This is a genomic window from Allorhizocola rhizosphaerae, from assembly GCF_003426775.1.
GTDB lineage: Bacteria > Actinomycetota > Actinomycetes > Mycobacteriales > Micromonosporaceae > Allorhizocola > Allorhizocola rhizosphaerae.
Genome location: NZ_QJUG01000220.1, coordinates 1 through 13,674 on the forward strand (window position 1 = coordinate 1; position 13,674 = coordinate 13,674).

Sequence of the window (13,674 nt, forward strand, 5' to 3'; positions counted from 1 at the left end):
AGGACCATCGCGCCCGCGGCCGTGGCGACGCGCGCCCGCCGACGCCGGCCGGCGCGGTCGAGGACCTCCTGCGCGGGCGGGGTGGTGACCGCGCCGCGCACGTCGACCCGCAGGTCATCGGCGAGCGCCGTGCGGGCCCGGTGCAGCCACGACTTCACCGTGCCGACCGGGACTTCGAGCTGCTCGGCGACCTCGGTGACGGGCAGGTCCATGAGGTGGTGCAGCACGACCGCGCGCCGTTGGGCCGCCGGAAGTTTGCGCAGCGCGGCCACCACGGCCACATGATCGGGGTTGACCGCGGGCACCGGTTCGGGCTCCCGCTGGCGGACCAGATGCGTGGCGGCCACGCGCAGCCGGCGCCAACGCGAGTGGGCCAGGTTCGTGGCCACGCGCCGCACCCACGCCACCGGGTTGTCATAGCTGGACAACTCCCGCCAGCGCAACCATGCACGACAAAACGCCTCCTGCGCGATGTCCTGCGCTTCGCCGAGGTCGGCGGTGAAGCCGTAGGTCATCGCCACGGTGTCACCGAAGTGGGCCTCGTAGAAGAGGTCGAAGTCGCTCTGCGCGACCGCCGAAGTCATGCAGCATCACACTCTCGGCCAGGGGGTCAGGTTGCACTAGTGTGACCAATTGTGGATGAGTATCTGGACTCGTACGCACCCGTCGCGCTGCTGGCGCTCGTGGGAGTGCTCATCGTGGGCGGCGGCTTCCTGGCCAACCGGCTGCTGCGGCCGCGGCAGCCCAACGCCGCCGCGGGCAAGCGCGACACCTATGAGTGCGGCCTGGACCCGGTGCCCGGCGGCTGGGCGCAGATGCACATCCGGTATTACCTGTACGCGTATCTTTACGTGCTCTTCGCCGTGGAGGCGGTGTTTCTTTTCCCATGGGCGTTGGTCTATCTCAAGGCGGGCCTGGCAGTGATCGTGGAGATGGCGATCTTCATTGGCGTCTTGGCACTCGGACTCCTCTACGCGTGGCGCAAGCGGGCCTTGACATGGCAGTAGGGTTTTCGGCATGAACCTGCTGCTGCTTCTCGTCATCGCGGTGACCGTCGGCGCGGTGGTGTTCGGGGTGATGACGCTGGTCACGGGCGGTGACCCGGGGCTCAAGCCGGTCGATCCGGACAGCCGGGCCCGGCCGCTGCCGGGCGACCGGCCACTGGTCGAGTCCGACGTCAGCCGGGTCACGTTCGATGTGGCGCCGCGTGGGTACCGGATGGGCCAGGTCGATCAGACGCTGCGGCGGGTGGCCTACGACATCGGGTACAAGACGGAGCTGATCCAGGTCCTCGAGGCCGAGATCGTCGCGCTGCGCGAGGGCCGGATCGAGGACGCCGATGTCCTCGCCTCCGCCCGCGCGGCCGCCCTGCGCGGACCCGCCGGCCCCGGACCGATCCTCGACGAGTCGCTGACCGAGGTGCTGGCCGAGGAGTCGGATCACGACACCGACCGCGACATGGTCGTGCGCATCGAGGACCTCGAAGACACCGATGACGAGCCCGACGGCGACGCCGCGCCCGCGGAGGGGGAGCAGCTCGACAAGACTGCGGTCAAGAAGGTGTCATGACGGGCCGTGACAAGGCAGCGCCGGCATGACCGACCCGGCGATGCCCGGCGCTGGTGAGGTGACGGCGACGGTGATCGTCGGCGCGCCGGCCAAGACCGTGTTCGCCGCTTTCACGGCGTGGGAGCGGCAGGGCGAGTGGATCCCGTTCACCAAGGTGCGCCTGGTCTCCGGCGATGGCGGCGAGGGCAGCGTGATCGAGGCCGTGACGTCGGTGCGCGGTGCGTCGCTGCGCGACGAGATGCGGGTCGAAAAGCTGGATCCGCCCTACGAGGTGCGTGTGGTCCACTTCGGCAAGGTGCTGCGCGGACCGGGGGTGATGCGCTGCACGGAGCTCGGCTCGGGGCGCACCCAGGTGGTCTGGCACGAGTGGTTCCACCTGCCGGGCGGGGTGGCCGGGCGGCTGGCGTGGCCGCTCATGTGGCCGGGCTCGAAGTTCGGGCTGACCCAGGCCCTCAAACGGTTTGCCCGGCTGGTCGAGACCGGTGTCCTGCCATAGTTCTTTGCGCCTGCTAAAGCAAGTCAGCAAGCGGCCGTAAGCCGCCGACGTACTTGCCTACTTCGACCGGCCCGGCACCGGCGGCGGTCCTACCGAAGCGATCAACGGCCGCCTGAAGCACCTGCGCGGCTGCGCCCTTGGCTTCCGCAACCTCGCCAACTACATCGCCCGATCCGTACTCGAGAAGGCGGATTCAGACCCCGACTACACCCTGCATTGGTGAAGAGACGCTCTTCCTGGGGGCCGGCCCAAAGATACGACGGAAACCGGCAACCAGTGATCTTGAGGTGAACTTGCCGCAGGTGAGGTGCTGGGGCGGATCGGCGTCGGCTGCCCGACCAGGGACAGCGATGCGCAAACGCAGCCGGAGGCCCGATCTTGTGTCACCGTTCGCAGTGGACTTGTTCGCGTGCCCGCTCAGTTCGGTCAACGGCGCACCCGATAGCGCAGGTGAAGCACCCGGTTGCCCTGAATCACCACGTCAGGATCGTCCAACAGGTGCTGCGCGTGGACCGACCCGAAATAGCGTTTGCCGGACCCGAACACTACGGGTACGACGTCCATGCGCACCTCGTCGATCAGACCCGCGGCAAGCACCTGGCCACCGACGTCGCCAGCGGCGACCTCGACTATGCGGTCACCCGCAAGCTCCTGCGCCTTGGCCATGGCTGCCTCGACGCCGTCGACGAAGTGAAACGGCGCCGCGGGGTCCCAGCCCTCGGGCGCCGGCCGGTGCGTCACGACGACCACGTGGTCGATCCCGCCCGGAGGCTTCCCGTCCCAGCCGTCCGTCATGTCGAAGACGTGGCGGCCGGCGATTGTCACTCCGATCTGGTCCCAATACGGCCGGGTGTAGTCGTAGGACGTCTGTGACACCTTTAGCACTCCGCTCTCGTCCAACGGGACGTCACCGCTGGACAACCATTCGAACAGGGATCCGGGCTGGTCGTTCTCGTCCGCGATGAAGCCGTCCACCGACACTGAGCTGTACATGACAACCTTGCCCACGGGGCTCTCCTTTGCTTTGGGATGCCCCCAAATTAGCGTGTCGTGAGCTGTCGCTCTTGTAAGAAATCAATCGGCCGGCAGCGGCCAGCCGTCCAGCGCGTGGCCGGGGTGTTCGCGCAGGAACCGCCGCCGGACTTCGAGGTACCGGGTCGGCGTGAGCCCGGTGAACGCCCGGAACTCGTGGCCGAAGTGGGCCTGATCGAAGTAGCCTGCGCCACCGGCGAGGTCGCCCCAGTCGATCGGTTCGGCGGGGTTGATCGCGAACACGGTGGCGGTGAAGCGATGGGTGCGGGCCAGCCGCTTCGGCGTGACGCCGATGAGCTCCTTGAACCGCTGTGCCAGATGAGTGCTGCTGACACCGGCTGCCACGCTCAGGTCGCCGATCGCCACCGCCCCGCTGCTCGCCGCGATGACGCGGCTCGTATGGCGGACCAGCCCCAGGCCGGCGGTCTCGCACAGCCGTCGCATCAGCTCCTCCTCAAGCAGCGTCAGCATCTCGTGCGGTCCGTCCGCCGTGGCCAGCCGGTCTCGAAGCTCAGCAATGGCAGGCCGGCCCCAAACCTGCTCTACCGTCACCGGCCGGTCACACAGCTCGACGGCGGGCATCGGCAGGAACGGCGCCAGCCCCCACGGCTTGAAGTGCACGCCGACGGACCGGGTCCGGAGTGGGTAGCCGAACTCCCACGCGCGGGTGGGCATGGTGACCACGCAGCCATCGGCGTACTCGGCCGTCTCGATGTCGGTGCCGGCGCGGATGCGAAACGGCGCCCCGAGGTTGACGATGAGCAACGCCGACGGCGCGGGCGGCAGCGTCAGCAGCGCGTACGGCGGCTCGCCCTCCAGGTAGTAAAGGTCGTCGATCAGCCCGTCCAGCGGCGGTCGCGGCACTCTGGACACGTACTCCACGCCCACAGCATCGCCGACCCCCCGCCGGCATCGCGCGCCGGGATGGCCCAACCGCGCTGCCACCAGCATCGAGTCGGCGCCGGTGGCTTCCCTCCCGATCTTGACCACTTCGTGGATCAAAGATCGCTCAGTCCAGACGTCGCCGGGCGAGCTGAACCGTTTTGCTCCTGCTAAAGCAAGTCGCGGGCGGATCGCCCTGGATGGCGCCGTCTTCCCTCCCGATCTTGACCACTCCGTGGATCGGAGATTGCTCAGTCCAGACGTCGCCGGGCGAGCTGAACCGTTTTGCTCCTGCTAAAGCAAGTCGCGGGCGGATCGCCCTGGATGGCGCCGTCTTCCCTCCCGATCTTGACCACTCCGTGGATCAAAGATCGCTCAGTCCAGACACCGCCGGGCGATCCGTAGCGGTGGCATCCGGGGTCCAGCCGGGGGGACGGATGAGGTGGTTGAGGCGATCGCGCCAGCGCTTGGCGTGCCATACGTCGCGGGCGATGGCCGCGTATTCGTGGTAGGCCACGCGCAGTGGGTTGTAGGTCTCTATGTTCTTCGTCAGGCCGTAGATGACCCGCTCGGTCTCGGGCGCGAACGAGCCGAACAGGCGATCCCAGATGATCAGCACACCGCCGAAGTTGCGGTCCAGGTAGTCGCCCTGCGCGCCGTGGTGCACGCGGTGATGCGACGGGGTGTTGAACGCGAACTCGAACCAGCGCCACATCTTGTCGATGCGCTCGGTGTGGATCCAGAACTGGTACACGAGATTGATCGAACCGCAGAACGCGATCACCGCCGGATGGATCCCCACGGCGGCCATCGGCAGATAGAACAGCCAGCTGGTGAAGCTGGTCCAAGGTTGTCGTAGGGCTGTGCTTAGGTTGAACCGCTGCGACGAATGGTGCACGACGTGGCAGGCCCAGAGCACCCGGATCACGTGATGGCTGCGGTGCGACCAGTAGTAGCAGAAGTCCTGCGCCAGGAGGAACAAAGGAAGAAGCGCCCAGCTGAACTCGATGCGCAGCGGTGTGATCGTGTAGACGGCCGCCGTACCGGCAATGGTGATGAGGCGTCCCCAGACGACGTCCCACACCAGGCTCCCCAGGCCCATGGAGAGGCTGGCCGCGGTGTCCTTGACGGTGTAACCGAGCTCATTGTCGTCGCCGTGCAGCCGATAGGAGACGATCTCCACCACCAGGAGCAGGATAAAGGCGGGGACCGACCAGAGCACGACGTCGGGGAAGCTCATAACGTGGAAGGTATTCATATATGACCGGGCTGGCAATAGGGGCGGACGGGCTCCCGCGCTGTTCGTGGGCGGTGGGGACCCCGATCTACGAGGAGTACCACGACGTCGAGTGGGGGCGGCCGGTGCGCGATGACGATGCCCTGTTCGAGAAGATCAGCCTGGAGGCGTTCCAAAGTGGACTGTCGTGGATCACGATCCTGCGCAAGCGCCCCGCCTTCCGGGCGGCGTTCGCCGGGTTCGACCGGGCCAAGGTGGCGGTGTTCGACGAGTCCGACATCGCGCGCCTGATGGCCGACCCGGGCATCGTGCGCAACCGCTCGAAGATCGAGGCGACCATCCACAACGCGCGGATCGCCCAGGATGTCGAGCTGTCCGCGCTGCTGTGGTCGTTCGCACCGCCCGCCCGGCCGCGCCGCACGCAGATCCCGGCCACCACGCCCGAGTCCGTGGCGATGGCCAAGGCGCTCAAGAAGCTCGGCTTCCGGTTCGTGGGCCCGACCACCGCATATGCGCTGATGCAGGCCACCGGCATGGTCGACGACCACATCAAGGGCTGTTCGGTGGGGGAGTAAAGATGCCACAGTGGCTGGTCAGCGTCGCGCTGCCGATCGAGGCCGAGTCTGCCGAGGAGGCCGTCCGCGAATACTGGCGTTACGTCGACGAGCTGGGCGCGGCCGAGCTGCCCGCATACGTGTGGCGGCCCGGCGCCGAGCTCGCGATGCTCGCCTATGTGGCCGACGGCCCGGCCCCGCTCGACCCCGAGGACGACTGACCGCGTCCGGTTAGGCTCGCCTGCGGGCCGCTAGGCGCCGGTGAATCCGGGCTTCTGCTTGTTGACGAAGGCCAGCGTCGACTCGCGGTGATCCGACGTGATGCCGCACGCGGCCTGCGCCTGCGCCTCGACCTCGAGCGTCGACTCCAGCGAGTTGACGGCGGCGTGCAGCAGCTCGCGCTTGATCTGTCCATAGGCGACGGTCGGGCCCGCGGCCAGGCGAGCGGCGAGCTCCTGGGCGGACGGCAGCACCTGTTCGTCGTCGCCGACAAGCTTGGTGAGCAGGCCCAGGTTCCAAGCGGCGGAGGCGTTCACCGGCTCGGCGAGCATCAGCAGCTCGGTGGCCTTGGCGTGGCCGATCAGGCGGGGCAGCGTCCACGATGCGCCCGTGTCGGCGGCCAGCCCCACGCGGGCGAACGCCATCAGGAACGACGTGTCCGGCCCGCCCACGCGGAAGTCGGCCAGCAGGGCGAGGGAAGCACCGGCTCCCGCGGCCGCGCCGCGCACCGCCGCGATCACGGGCTTGGGCAGCGCGGCCAGCCCGAGCGCGATCGGGTTGTAGTGGCGCACCACCGTGTCGAGCGGGGTCGGCCCGTCCAGCGAGGCCACGTGCTCGCGCAGGTCCTGCCCGACGCAGAAGGCACGCCCGGCGCCCGCGAGCACCACGGCCCGCACGGCGGAGTCGTCGCGCACCTCGGCCAGCGCCTGCGCCAGCGCCTCCTTGAGCGCGACGTTGAGCGAGTTCAGCGAGTCAGGTCGGTTGAGCGTGATGGTGGCGACGGCCCCGTCCCGGGTGAGCAGCAATGTGTCAGACATCGGCCCTACTCCTTGTCCGATAAACAGTGGTCAACATAGCGGTCGGCGGCCGGGCGCAGCCGGTCGGCGTGCCGGTCGAAGAATGCGGCCGCGGCGGTGCCCGGCCACGGGTCGGGAAGCAGTGACAGGGGTAATTGTGGGTCCCGGAACAGGAACGTGCGCCACTCATGCACCAGCCGGCTGCGCGCGGCGTAGGCGACCTCATCGTTGTCGGCGGCCGACACGGCCCGCATGACCGGCGTCATCCGCTCGATGAACTGCGTGTAGGCGGCCCCGATCGCCGCGACATCCCACGCCCGCGCGACCATCACCCTGGCGCCCCCCACCCCTCCGGCATGCACGGAGGAGAAGCGCTCGTATGCGGTACCAGATAAAAGATCTTGAATTTCATTGGCGGCGCGGGCTGCGACCCACACGGTGGAATCGATCCGCCCGTAGCCCAGGAAGTTCAGCGTGGCGGCCAGCCGGTCGCGTTCCGGGCGAGACGTGGGGTTCGTCACGATCAACAGGTCGAACCGGCCGTCCCAGGCGGTCTGGTTGGTCCGGTAGATCCGGGCGGCGGCCTCCTCAAGGCGCACGGCGGCCCGAGCGGTCAGCCGGTAACCGGGCCCGCTGGGCGTGCGCACGGGCGTCAGCCAGCCCTGGCGGACCATGCGCGAGATCGCGGTCCGCACGGCCGGCGCGGCGACCCCGAGCGGCGCGAGCAGGCGGATGAGCGCTGCGACCGGCGCTTCCCCGCCGCGCCGCCGCAGGTGATCGCCGTAGACGTCGAACAACGCCGAACGGGCCTGCATGAGGGAAGATTGTGACAGATGTGAACCCGCCTGGCGAGAAGATGTCACAACGTGACCAGCCCGGTTTGGGCTTCGGGTGGTCCATCAGGGAAAATCATTGATTGGCACCCCGATGCGGCCGACCCAAACCGCGCCGAGGGTGGCTGTTCTTGAGAGAGGCCGGAAGAAAAGCTTCGCGCAGAACAGTGCGAAATATATCGCGCTGGCCTGGGTGCGAGTCTGAGGGGAGACATACATGGCGGCGATGAAGCCGCGGACGGGCGACGGTCCGCTGGAGGTCACCAAAGAGGGTCGGGGCATCGTGATGCGGGTCCCGCTCGAGGGCGGTGGCCGTCTCGTCGTGGAGATGACTCCGGACGAGGCCACGGCACTGGGCGAGGCGTTGAAAACCGCCGTCGGATAGACCTCACGCGCAGACAGGCGCGAGCGGGATCGCTCGAAACGCGGCGGTCGCATGCCCCGCCGCGGTCCCGCTTTGCCCGGGGTGATTTGCCGTGCCCCGGGCAAAGTAAGGTCGGACAAGACCTCTTCGTGACAGGGCGGTTAAATGATCTCGGTGCGACTGGGCACTCCGTTAGGTGCGCAACACGGGCCGGTGGGAGTGCTGGTCTATCCGGTGTCGGCAGACCTGCCCGAGCCGGCTCCATGGTCCTCCCCCGCGGAGGTCGCTGCCGAGGTCGCTGCCTTTGCTGCCGAGGTTGACGACGCCGGCAGGCCGGGCCGCGTGGCGACGCTTCCACGCCCGCTGCGCGATCCGTCGCGCGTGCTTCTGGTCGGTGTCGGCGCCGGAGACGAAAGGGGCTGGCGCAAGGCCGGTGCCGCGATCGCGCGTGCGGCCCGGGATGCCGTGGTGAGTCTGCAGCCGCCCGCAGACTTCTCCGAGGCCGCCCTCCGAGGCCTGGCCGAGGGCGTCTGGCTGGGCCAATACGGCTTCCGCATCCGCGACGACAAGCCCGGCGAGGCGGTCAAGCTGCAGGAGCTGGTCGTGCTCGCCGCCGCCAGCCCAGAGCTCGAACGGGCGCTGGAGACGGCCCGTGTGGTCGCCGAGCACATCAACTTCGCCCGCGACCTGACCAACACGCCATCGCTGACCAAGACCCCGTCCTGGTTCGTCGAGCAGGTCGGCGGGCGCGATCTGCCACCGGGCGTGAGCCTGACCGTGCGCGAGCCGGCCGAGCTCGCCGAGGAGGGGTTCGGCGGGATTCTGGCTGTCGGCGGCGGTTCCGCCCGCGGCCCGCGCCTGCTGGAGATCAGTTATCGTCCGCCCACCGAAACGGCCGAGCACGTGGTCCTGATCGGCAAGGGCATCACGTTCGACACCGGTGGCATCGACATCAAACCCAACGACGCCATGCAGCTGATGCGAAAAGACATGGGCGGTGCGGCCACCGTGGTCGCTGCGACCCTTGCCGCCGCAAGGCTTTCTTTGGGGGTACGCATCACAGCCCTCACCCCGCTCGCCGAGAACATGCTCTCGGGCAGCTCCTGGCGCTCCGGCGACGTGGTGCGCCACTACGGCGGGCTCACGTCGGAGGTGCACAGCACCGACGCCGAGGGGCGCGTGGTGCTCGCGGACGCGCTGGCCTACGCGGTGTCCAAACTGGAGCCCAGCGTGCTGATCGACCTGGGCACACTGACCGGGGCGTCGCGCGTCGCGCTCGGCAAGACCACGGCCGCGCTGTTCAGCGAAAACGACGAGCTGGCCAAGGCGCTGCAGGACGCATCCATCGCGGCGGGGGAAAGCGTGTGGCGCATGCCGCTGGCCGACGAATACATGAAGGAGGTCGCGGCCGAGATCGCCGACCTCAATAATGCGGCGGGCAACCCGGGCGCGATCACGGCCGCGCTCTATCTGCGCGAGTTCGCCGGCCCGATGCGCGACCGGTGGGCGCACATCGACATGTCCGCGCCGTCGTGGTCCGGGGAGAACGACGGCGACGTGCGCAAGGGCGCGACCGGTTGGGGCGTGCGGACTCTGGTCCGCTGGCTTTCCCATCTTTCCTAGTTCGCCGGCTGGCCGTTCGGGCAGACTTTGCCGCCCGTCCGACAACGGGACTGACAAGTAGGCCGTCGGGCCGCTAGGTTCACTTGGCTCGAAGCTGTGCCCGGGGAGGAACCGTTTCCCATGTCTGATCCGCCGTTTGTCTATGCGCCGCCACCGCCGTCGCCACCGCCACCCAGGCGGGTTGGGCGCACGGTCGTCTTGGTCCTCACGTTGTTTGTCCTGTTTGGAATCGCGGGCGGGCAGACCTTCCTGTTGTACGACCTTTCCCGCGACCTCGATGACGCGAGGGCACAGGCGCACGCCGACGCCGTTGCGGCGAGCGCGGCGGCCGAAGCCGTGGCGAGCCGGGTCGCCGAACTGGAGAAGGCCGCGTTTCATCCGGACCAGATCGCGGCGGCCGCACTGCCCAGCGTGTTCCGGGTCAAGGCCGGACAGGCGTCGGGCACGGCCTGGGTGGTGGGCAAGCCCAAGTCCGACGGTGGCGCCAACATGTTCACCAACTTCCATGTGGTCGAACAGGTGTGGGAGACCGGCGGGCGCTCGGTGAGCATCGAGCACAAGCAGCAGCTCTACCGGGCGACCATCGTCAAGGTGGACAAGGATCTCGACGTCGCGCACCTTGAGACCGACGGGAAGTTCGCCGGTTTGGTGGTGTCGTCGGCGGAGGTGCGGCCGGGGCAGCCGGTCGTGGTGGTCGGCGCGCCGCTCGGGCTGGACAGCTCGGTCACGACCGGTGTGGTGAGTGCCTTCCGCAAGCTTGAGGGCACGGACGATACATATGTTCAATTCGATGCACCGATCAACCCGGGAAATTCCGGTGGTCCGGTCATCAACGCGCAGGGTCAGGTGGTCGGGATCGCCACCGCGAAGATCCGCAACGCCGAGGGCATCGGGCTGGCCATCCCCATCGGCCAGGCATGCCAACTCTTCCCCATCTGTTCCTGAAAGGAGTACCCAATCCGATGACCGAACCTCACGGGGGACAGGCAGATCAGGGCGTCAGCCCCGCGTCGCCCGCTGTTCCTCACCAACCTGCGGCACCCGCCGTGGAAAGCACCGCTCCGCTGGGCGCCTCGTCGTGGCAGAGCTCGGCTGCGCCTTCGCAGTCCGGTTCGCCGTCGTGGCAGAGTCCGGCTGCCTCTTCGCAGTCCGGTTCGCCGTCGTGGCAGAGTCCGGCTGCCTCTTCGCAGTCCGGTTCGCCGTCGTGGCAGAGCTCGGCCGCCTCTTCGCAGCCCGCTTCGTTAGGCGCGCAAAACTCCGCAGCCGACGCGACCGCGCAATTCCCTGCGGCAACGCAGTTCCAGCCGGGTGCTGCGCCGGTTCCGGCTCCCGCTCCGGCGGCCGACGTGCCGGTGAGCGCGCCCGCGTATGACGCCTATGCCGCGGCCGCGCATGCCCAGCTCGCCCCGAAGAAGCGTGGCGGCGTGATCGCGCTGTCCATCGCGACCGGTGTGCTGGCTCTGGCCACCATCGCGCTCGGCGTTCTGTACTTCCTTGAGGCGCAGGCCCACACCAAGACCGACGCGGAGCTGACGCAGCGCACCGCCTCCCTGGTCGCCGAGGAGGCAAAGTCCAAAAACCTCGACACGCAGCTCAAGACGTCCAAAGAGGAAGTCGCCAAGCTCAACCAGGACCTCACCGGCGCGAAGGCCAAGACCGACGAGGTGACCAAGGCACGCGACGCGCTGATCGGCTGCTTCCAGGCGATCGAGGCGTTCGACGCCAAGCAGAACGCCGAGAACGCCAAGCAGGTCATCATCAAGTGCGAGGAAGCTGACAAGTACCTCTAAAGCCGCACAGCGGCGAGCAGACCGTCCCCGACGGGAAGCATCGCCGGTGCCCATTGCTCCGAGTCACGCACGGTGGCCGCGACCGACGCGGTCACCGTGCGGGTGAGCGCACCGTGCAGGGCGAGCACACCGCCGGGGCGCAGCATGCGGGCCGCCGCGGCCACGCACAGCTCATGCTCGGTCGGGTCGGAATCGACAAATACCATGTCGTACACGCCATCGGCCAACCGCGGCAGCACATCCAGCGCGCGCCCGGTGATGATCCGGGTGCGTGCCGCGGGAAAGCCCGCCTCGATGAACAGCCGCCGCGCCATCCGCTGATGCTCGGCCTCCACGTCGATCGTGGTCAGCACACCGTCGGGCCGCATGCCGCGCAGCAGCCACAGTCCACTCACACCCGTGCCGGTACCGATCTCGACAACGGCACGGGAGCCGTTGGCACCGGCCAGCAGGCGCAACGCCGCCCCCGCGGCGGGCGCGACCGGCGTCAGCCCGACCTCGGTGGCCAGGCCCCGCGCCGTCTGCAGGATGAGGTCCTCGGGTGCGTATGAGCCCACGAACTCCCTTGCCGTCACCGGCTCCACCTTCTCCGAATCATGATATTTGTTCGGCCCGCCATGCCATTCTGAAGCAGTATCGAAGCACTCTCGGGGGCACGGGGAATGGAGGCGGGGCCGGTGTCGCATTGGTGGTCCGATGCGCTCAACGATCCGTGGCGCGATCCGAACACGCCGGTGCGCCTGATCCAACCGAGCGGTGCTCCCGCCGCGCCGCCTCCACCGCCGCAGCCGGCCCAGCCACCGTTCAAGACCTGGTGGGTGGCGGGCATCGTGGGTCTGGTTTCGGCTCTGCTCGCGGGACTGCTCGGCGGTGCGCTGGGCGTGCGCTATGGCGCGCCCGCCGAGGACAAGGCCGCCGAGACGGTCCTCGGCGGCGGGACCGGCACGGTCTCGCGACCAGCGCCCGATTCGCTCGCTGCGGTCGCGGGCATGGTCCTGCCGAGCGTGGTGACCATCCGCGTGGCGGTCGACGGGGGCACGGCCCTCGGTTCCGGTTTCGTGGCAACCGACATGGGGCATGTCATCACCAACGATCATGTCGTGGCCGGTGGTTCCGGCAACGCGACGGTCATTTTTGATGACGGCTCGACCGCCCAGGCGGAACTTGTGGGTACCGACCTGGAATCAGATGTCGCGGTGCTGAAGATCCTCCACAAGAGCGACCTGACCGTGGCGCGGTTGGGTGACTCCAATTTCGTGGCGGCCGGCGACCAGGTGATGGCCATCGGCTCGCCGTTGGCGCTGCGCGGCACGGTGACCGCCGGGATCGTCAGCGCGGTCGACCGTCCAATCACGACCACCTCGGGGCGCGGCGGCACGCGATACTACGCGGCGATCCAGACCGATGCGGCGGTCAATCACGGAAACTCCGGTGGGCCGCTCGTCGACGTCGCCGGTCAGGTGGTCGGGATCAACGCGGTGATCAAGTCGCTGGCCGAGGACGAGCACAGCGCGGGCAATATCGGGCTCGCGTTCGCCATCCCGATCAATCACGCCCAGCGCGTGGCCAACGAGATCATCCAGCATGGGAAGGCCCGCCGCACGGTGATCGGGGCCGAGCTGGAGGAGAGCACGCGCGGCCCGGGTGCGGGGGTCCGGCTGCGGGAGGTGGTCGCGTCCGGCCCGGCGGAGGCGGCCGGGCTGCGCTCGGGCGATACCCTCGTCAGTTTCGGCAGCCGACCGCTTGCCGAGCCGAGTGATCTCATCGCACTTGTGCGGAAAACTGCACCGGGTGAGACCGTCAAAGTGGCCTACAAACGTGGCTCTACCAGCCACGATGCGGTCGTGACGCTGGCCGCTGATCCGCAGTGAGGTCTGGTGGGAGGCCCGATGGACGGCTTACTGTTGGTTGGTGTTCGAGAATCTGAATGCCTGGGAGTTCGGCGCGCTGCTGCTGCTCGCCTTACTGATCTTCGGGGAGCGGCTTCCCAAGGTCATTTCCGACGGCATGCGGATGCTTCGGAACCTGCGCGCCATGGCCACCAACGCCACCGGCGATCTGAGCCGTGAGCTGGGCACCGACATCAAGCTTGAGGATCTCAACCCCAAGACGTTCATGCGCAAGCATCTGCTCAGCGAGGAAGACGAGGCAGCGCTGCGCCGCCCATTGCAGGCGCTCTACGACGACGTCAAGTCCGACGTCTCCGCAATCAAAACCAGCGCAGATCTCAACGCCCCCATGGCCGACCCACCCCCTCCACCCTCCAAACCCCTCCCCC

17 protein-coding genes and 2 pseudogenes are annotated in these 13,674 nt (G+C 68.3%); 12 read left to right on the plus strand and 7 right to left on the minus strand.

Features of this window, described 5'->3' with window-relative positions; genetic code table 11:
* Nucleotides 1-584: SigE family RNA polymerase sigma factor (locus tag DM816_RS33360; RefSeq protein ID WP_162908091.1), on the minus strand; the 584-nt coding region annotated here is incomplete at its 3' end.
* 51 nt (nt 585-635) lie between these two features.
* On the opposite strand from DM816_RS33360, the gene DM816_RS33365 reads away from it, so the two are divergent.
* From DM816_RS33365 to DM816_RS33380, 4 genes and pseudogenes are all read left to right on the plus strand, one after another.
* On the plus strand, nt 636-1,007 hold the full coding sequence (locus DM816_RS33365; RefSeq protein WP_117214458.1) for an NADH-quinone oxidoreductase subunit A: 372 nt from the start codon (nt 636-638) through the stop codon (nt 1,005-1,007).
* Between the two features lie 10 nt (nt 1,008-1,017).
* Entirely contained in the window at nt 1,018-1,569 is a 552-nt protein-coding gene (locus DM816_RS33370) for a DivIVA domain-containing protein (RefSeq protein WP_117214459.1), read from the plus strand.
* Between the two features lie 25 nt (nt 1,570-1,594).
* Nucleotides 1,595-2,065, plus strand: a complete 471-nt coding sequence (locus DM816_RS33375) for an SRPBCC family protein (RefSeq protein ID WP_117214460.1) — start codon at nt 1,595-1,597, stop codon at nt 2,063-2,065.
* A gap of 40 nt (nt 2,066-2,105) precedes the next feature.
* Nucleotides 2,106-2,278, plus strand: a pseudogene (locus DM816_RS33380) (transposase); the annotation flags it as partial.
* A gap of 213 nt (nt 2,279-2,491) precedes the next feature.
* Here DM816_RS33380 and DM816_RS33385 read toward each other — a convergent pair.
* From DM816_RS33385 to DM816_RS33395, 3 genes are all read right to left on the minus strand, one after another.
* On the minus strand, nt 2,492-3,073 hold the full coding sequence (locus DM816_RS33385; RefSeq protein ID WP_117214461.1) for a dihydrofolate reductase family protein: 582 nt from the start codon (nt 3,071-3,073) through the stop codon (nt 2,492-2,494).
* 66 nt (nt 3,074-3,139) lie between these two features.
* Nucleotides 3,140-4,087, minus strand: a complete 948-nt coding sequence (locus DM816_RS33390; RefSeq protein ID WP_246002500.1) for a helix-turn-helix domain-containing protein — start codon at nt 4,085-4,087, stop codon at nt 3,140-3,142.
* Nucleotides 4,088-4,343: 256 nt separating this feature from the next.
* Complete coding sequence (locus DM816_RS33395; RefSeq protein ID WP_117214462.1) at nt 4,344-5,219, minus strand: sterol desaturase family protein; 876 nt, start codon at nt 5,217-5,219, stop codon at nt 4,344-4,346.
* A gap of 20 nt (nt 5,220-5,239) precedes the next feature.
* Here DM816_RS33395 and DM816_RS33400 point away from each other — a divergent pair, with 20 nt between their 5' ends.
* Entirely contained in the window at nt 5,240-5,791 is a 552-nt protein-coding gene (locus DM816_RS33400) for a DNA-3-methyladenine glycosylase I (protein ID WP_117214463.1), read from the plus strand.
* A gap of 11 nt (nt 5,792-5,802) precedes the next feature.
* Nucleotides 5,803-5,991 (plus strand): annotated as a pseudogene (locus DM816_RS33405) (hypothetical protein); the annotation flags it as partial.
* Between the two features lie 30 nt (nt 5,992-6,021).
* On the opposite strand, the gene DM816_RS33410 reads toward DM816_RS33405, so the two are convergent.
* Together DM816_RS33410 and DM816_RS33415 are read right to left on the minus strand one after the other, a co-directional pair.
* Nucleotides 6,022-6,807 (minus strand): enoyl-CoA hydratase-related protein, encoded by a 786-nt coding sequence (locus tag DM816_RS33410; RefSeq protein WP_117214465.1) that lies wholly within the window; start codon nt 6,805-6,807, stop codon nt 6,022-6,024.
* A gap of 5 nt (nt 6,808-6,812) precedes the next feature.
* The gene (locus tag DM816_RS33415) at nt 6,813-7,601 is read right to left on the minus strand and encodes a PaaX family transcriptional regulator (RefSeq protein WP_117214466.1); all 789 of its coding nucleotides are present in this window, start codon (nt 7,599-7,601) and stop codon (nt 6,813-6,815) included.
* A gap of 235 nt (nt 7,602-7,836) precedes the next feature.
* Between DM816_RS33415 and DM816_RS33420 the strand changes: the two genes are divergently transcribed.
* The 4 genes from DM816_RS33420 (at nt 7,837) to DM816_RS43090 (ending at nt 11,396) form a co-directional block, all read left to right on the plus strand.
* Nucleotides 7,837-8,004 carry a DUF3117 domain-containing protein gene (locus tag DM816_RS33420; protein ID WP_117214467.1) on the plus strand — a complete coding sequence of 56 codons (168 nt, stop codon included), beginning with the start codon at nt 7,837-7,839 and terminating at the stop codon, nt 8,002-8,004.
* A gap of 144 nt (nt 8,005-8,148) precedes the next feature.
* Nucleotides 8,149-9,606: a leucyl aminopeptidase family protein gene (locus tag DM816_RS33425; protein ID WP_117214468.1), complete on the plus strand. Its 1,458-nt coding sequence runs from the start codon at nt 8,149-8,151 to the stop codon at nt 9,604-9,606.
* A 120-nt stretch (nt 9,607-9,726) separates the two neighbouring features.
* Nucleotides 9,727-10,551, plus strand: coding sequence for a S1C family serine protease (locus DM816_RS33430; RefSeq protein WP_117214469.1), 825 nt, complete (start codon nt 9,727-9,729; stop codon nt 10,549-10,551).
* 101 nt (nt 10,552-10,652) lie between these two features.
* Nucleotides 10,653-11,396: a hypothetical protein gene (locus tag DM816_RS43090; RefSeq protein ID WP_162908092.1), complete on the plus strand. Its 744-nt coding sequence runs from the start codon at nt 10,653-10,655 to the stop codon at nt 11,394-11,396.
* Here the strand turns inward: DM816_RS43090 and DM816_RS33440 are convergent.
* On the minus strand, nt 11,393-11,971 hold the full coding sequence (locus DM816_RS33440) for an O-methyltransferase (protein ID WP_246002501.1): 579 nt from the start codon (nt 11,969-11,971) through the stop codon (nt 11,393-11,395). The two genes, DM816_RS43090 and DM816_RS33440, sit on opposite strands and share 4 nt — an antisense overlap.
* 102 nt (nt 11,972-12,073) lie before the next feature.
* On the opposite strand from DM816_RS33440, the gene DM816_RS33445 reads away from it, so the two are divergent.
* Together DM816_RS33445 and DM816_RS33450 are read left to right on the plus strand one after the other, a co-directional pair.
* Nucleotides 12,074-13,267 (plus strand): S1C family serine protease, encoded by a 1,194-nt coding sequence (locus DM816_RS33445; protein WP_246002502.1) that lies wholly within the window; start codon nt 12,074-12,076, stop codon nt 13,265-13,267.
* 40 nt (nt 13,268-13,307) lie between these two features.
* Nucleotides 13,308-13,674: twin-arginine translocase TatA/TatE family subunit (locus DM816_RS33450; protein ID WP_246002503.1), on the plus strand; the 367-nt coding region annotated here is incomplete at its 3' end.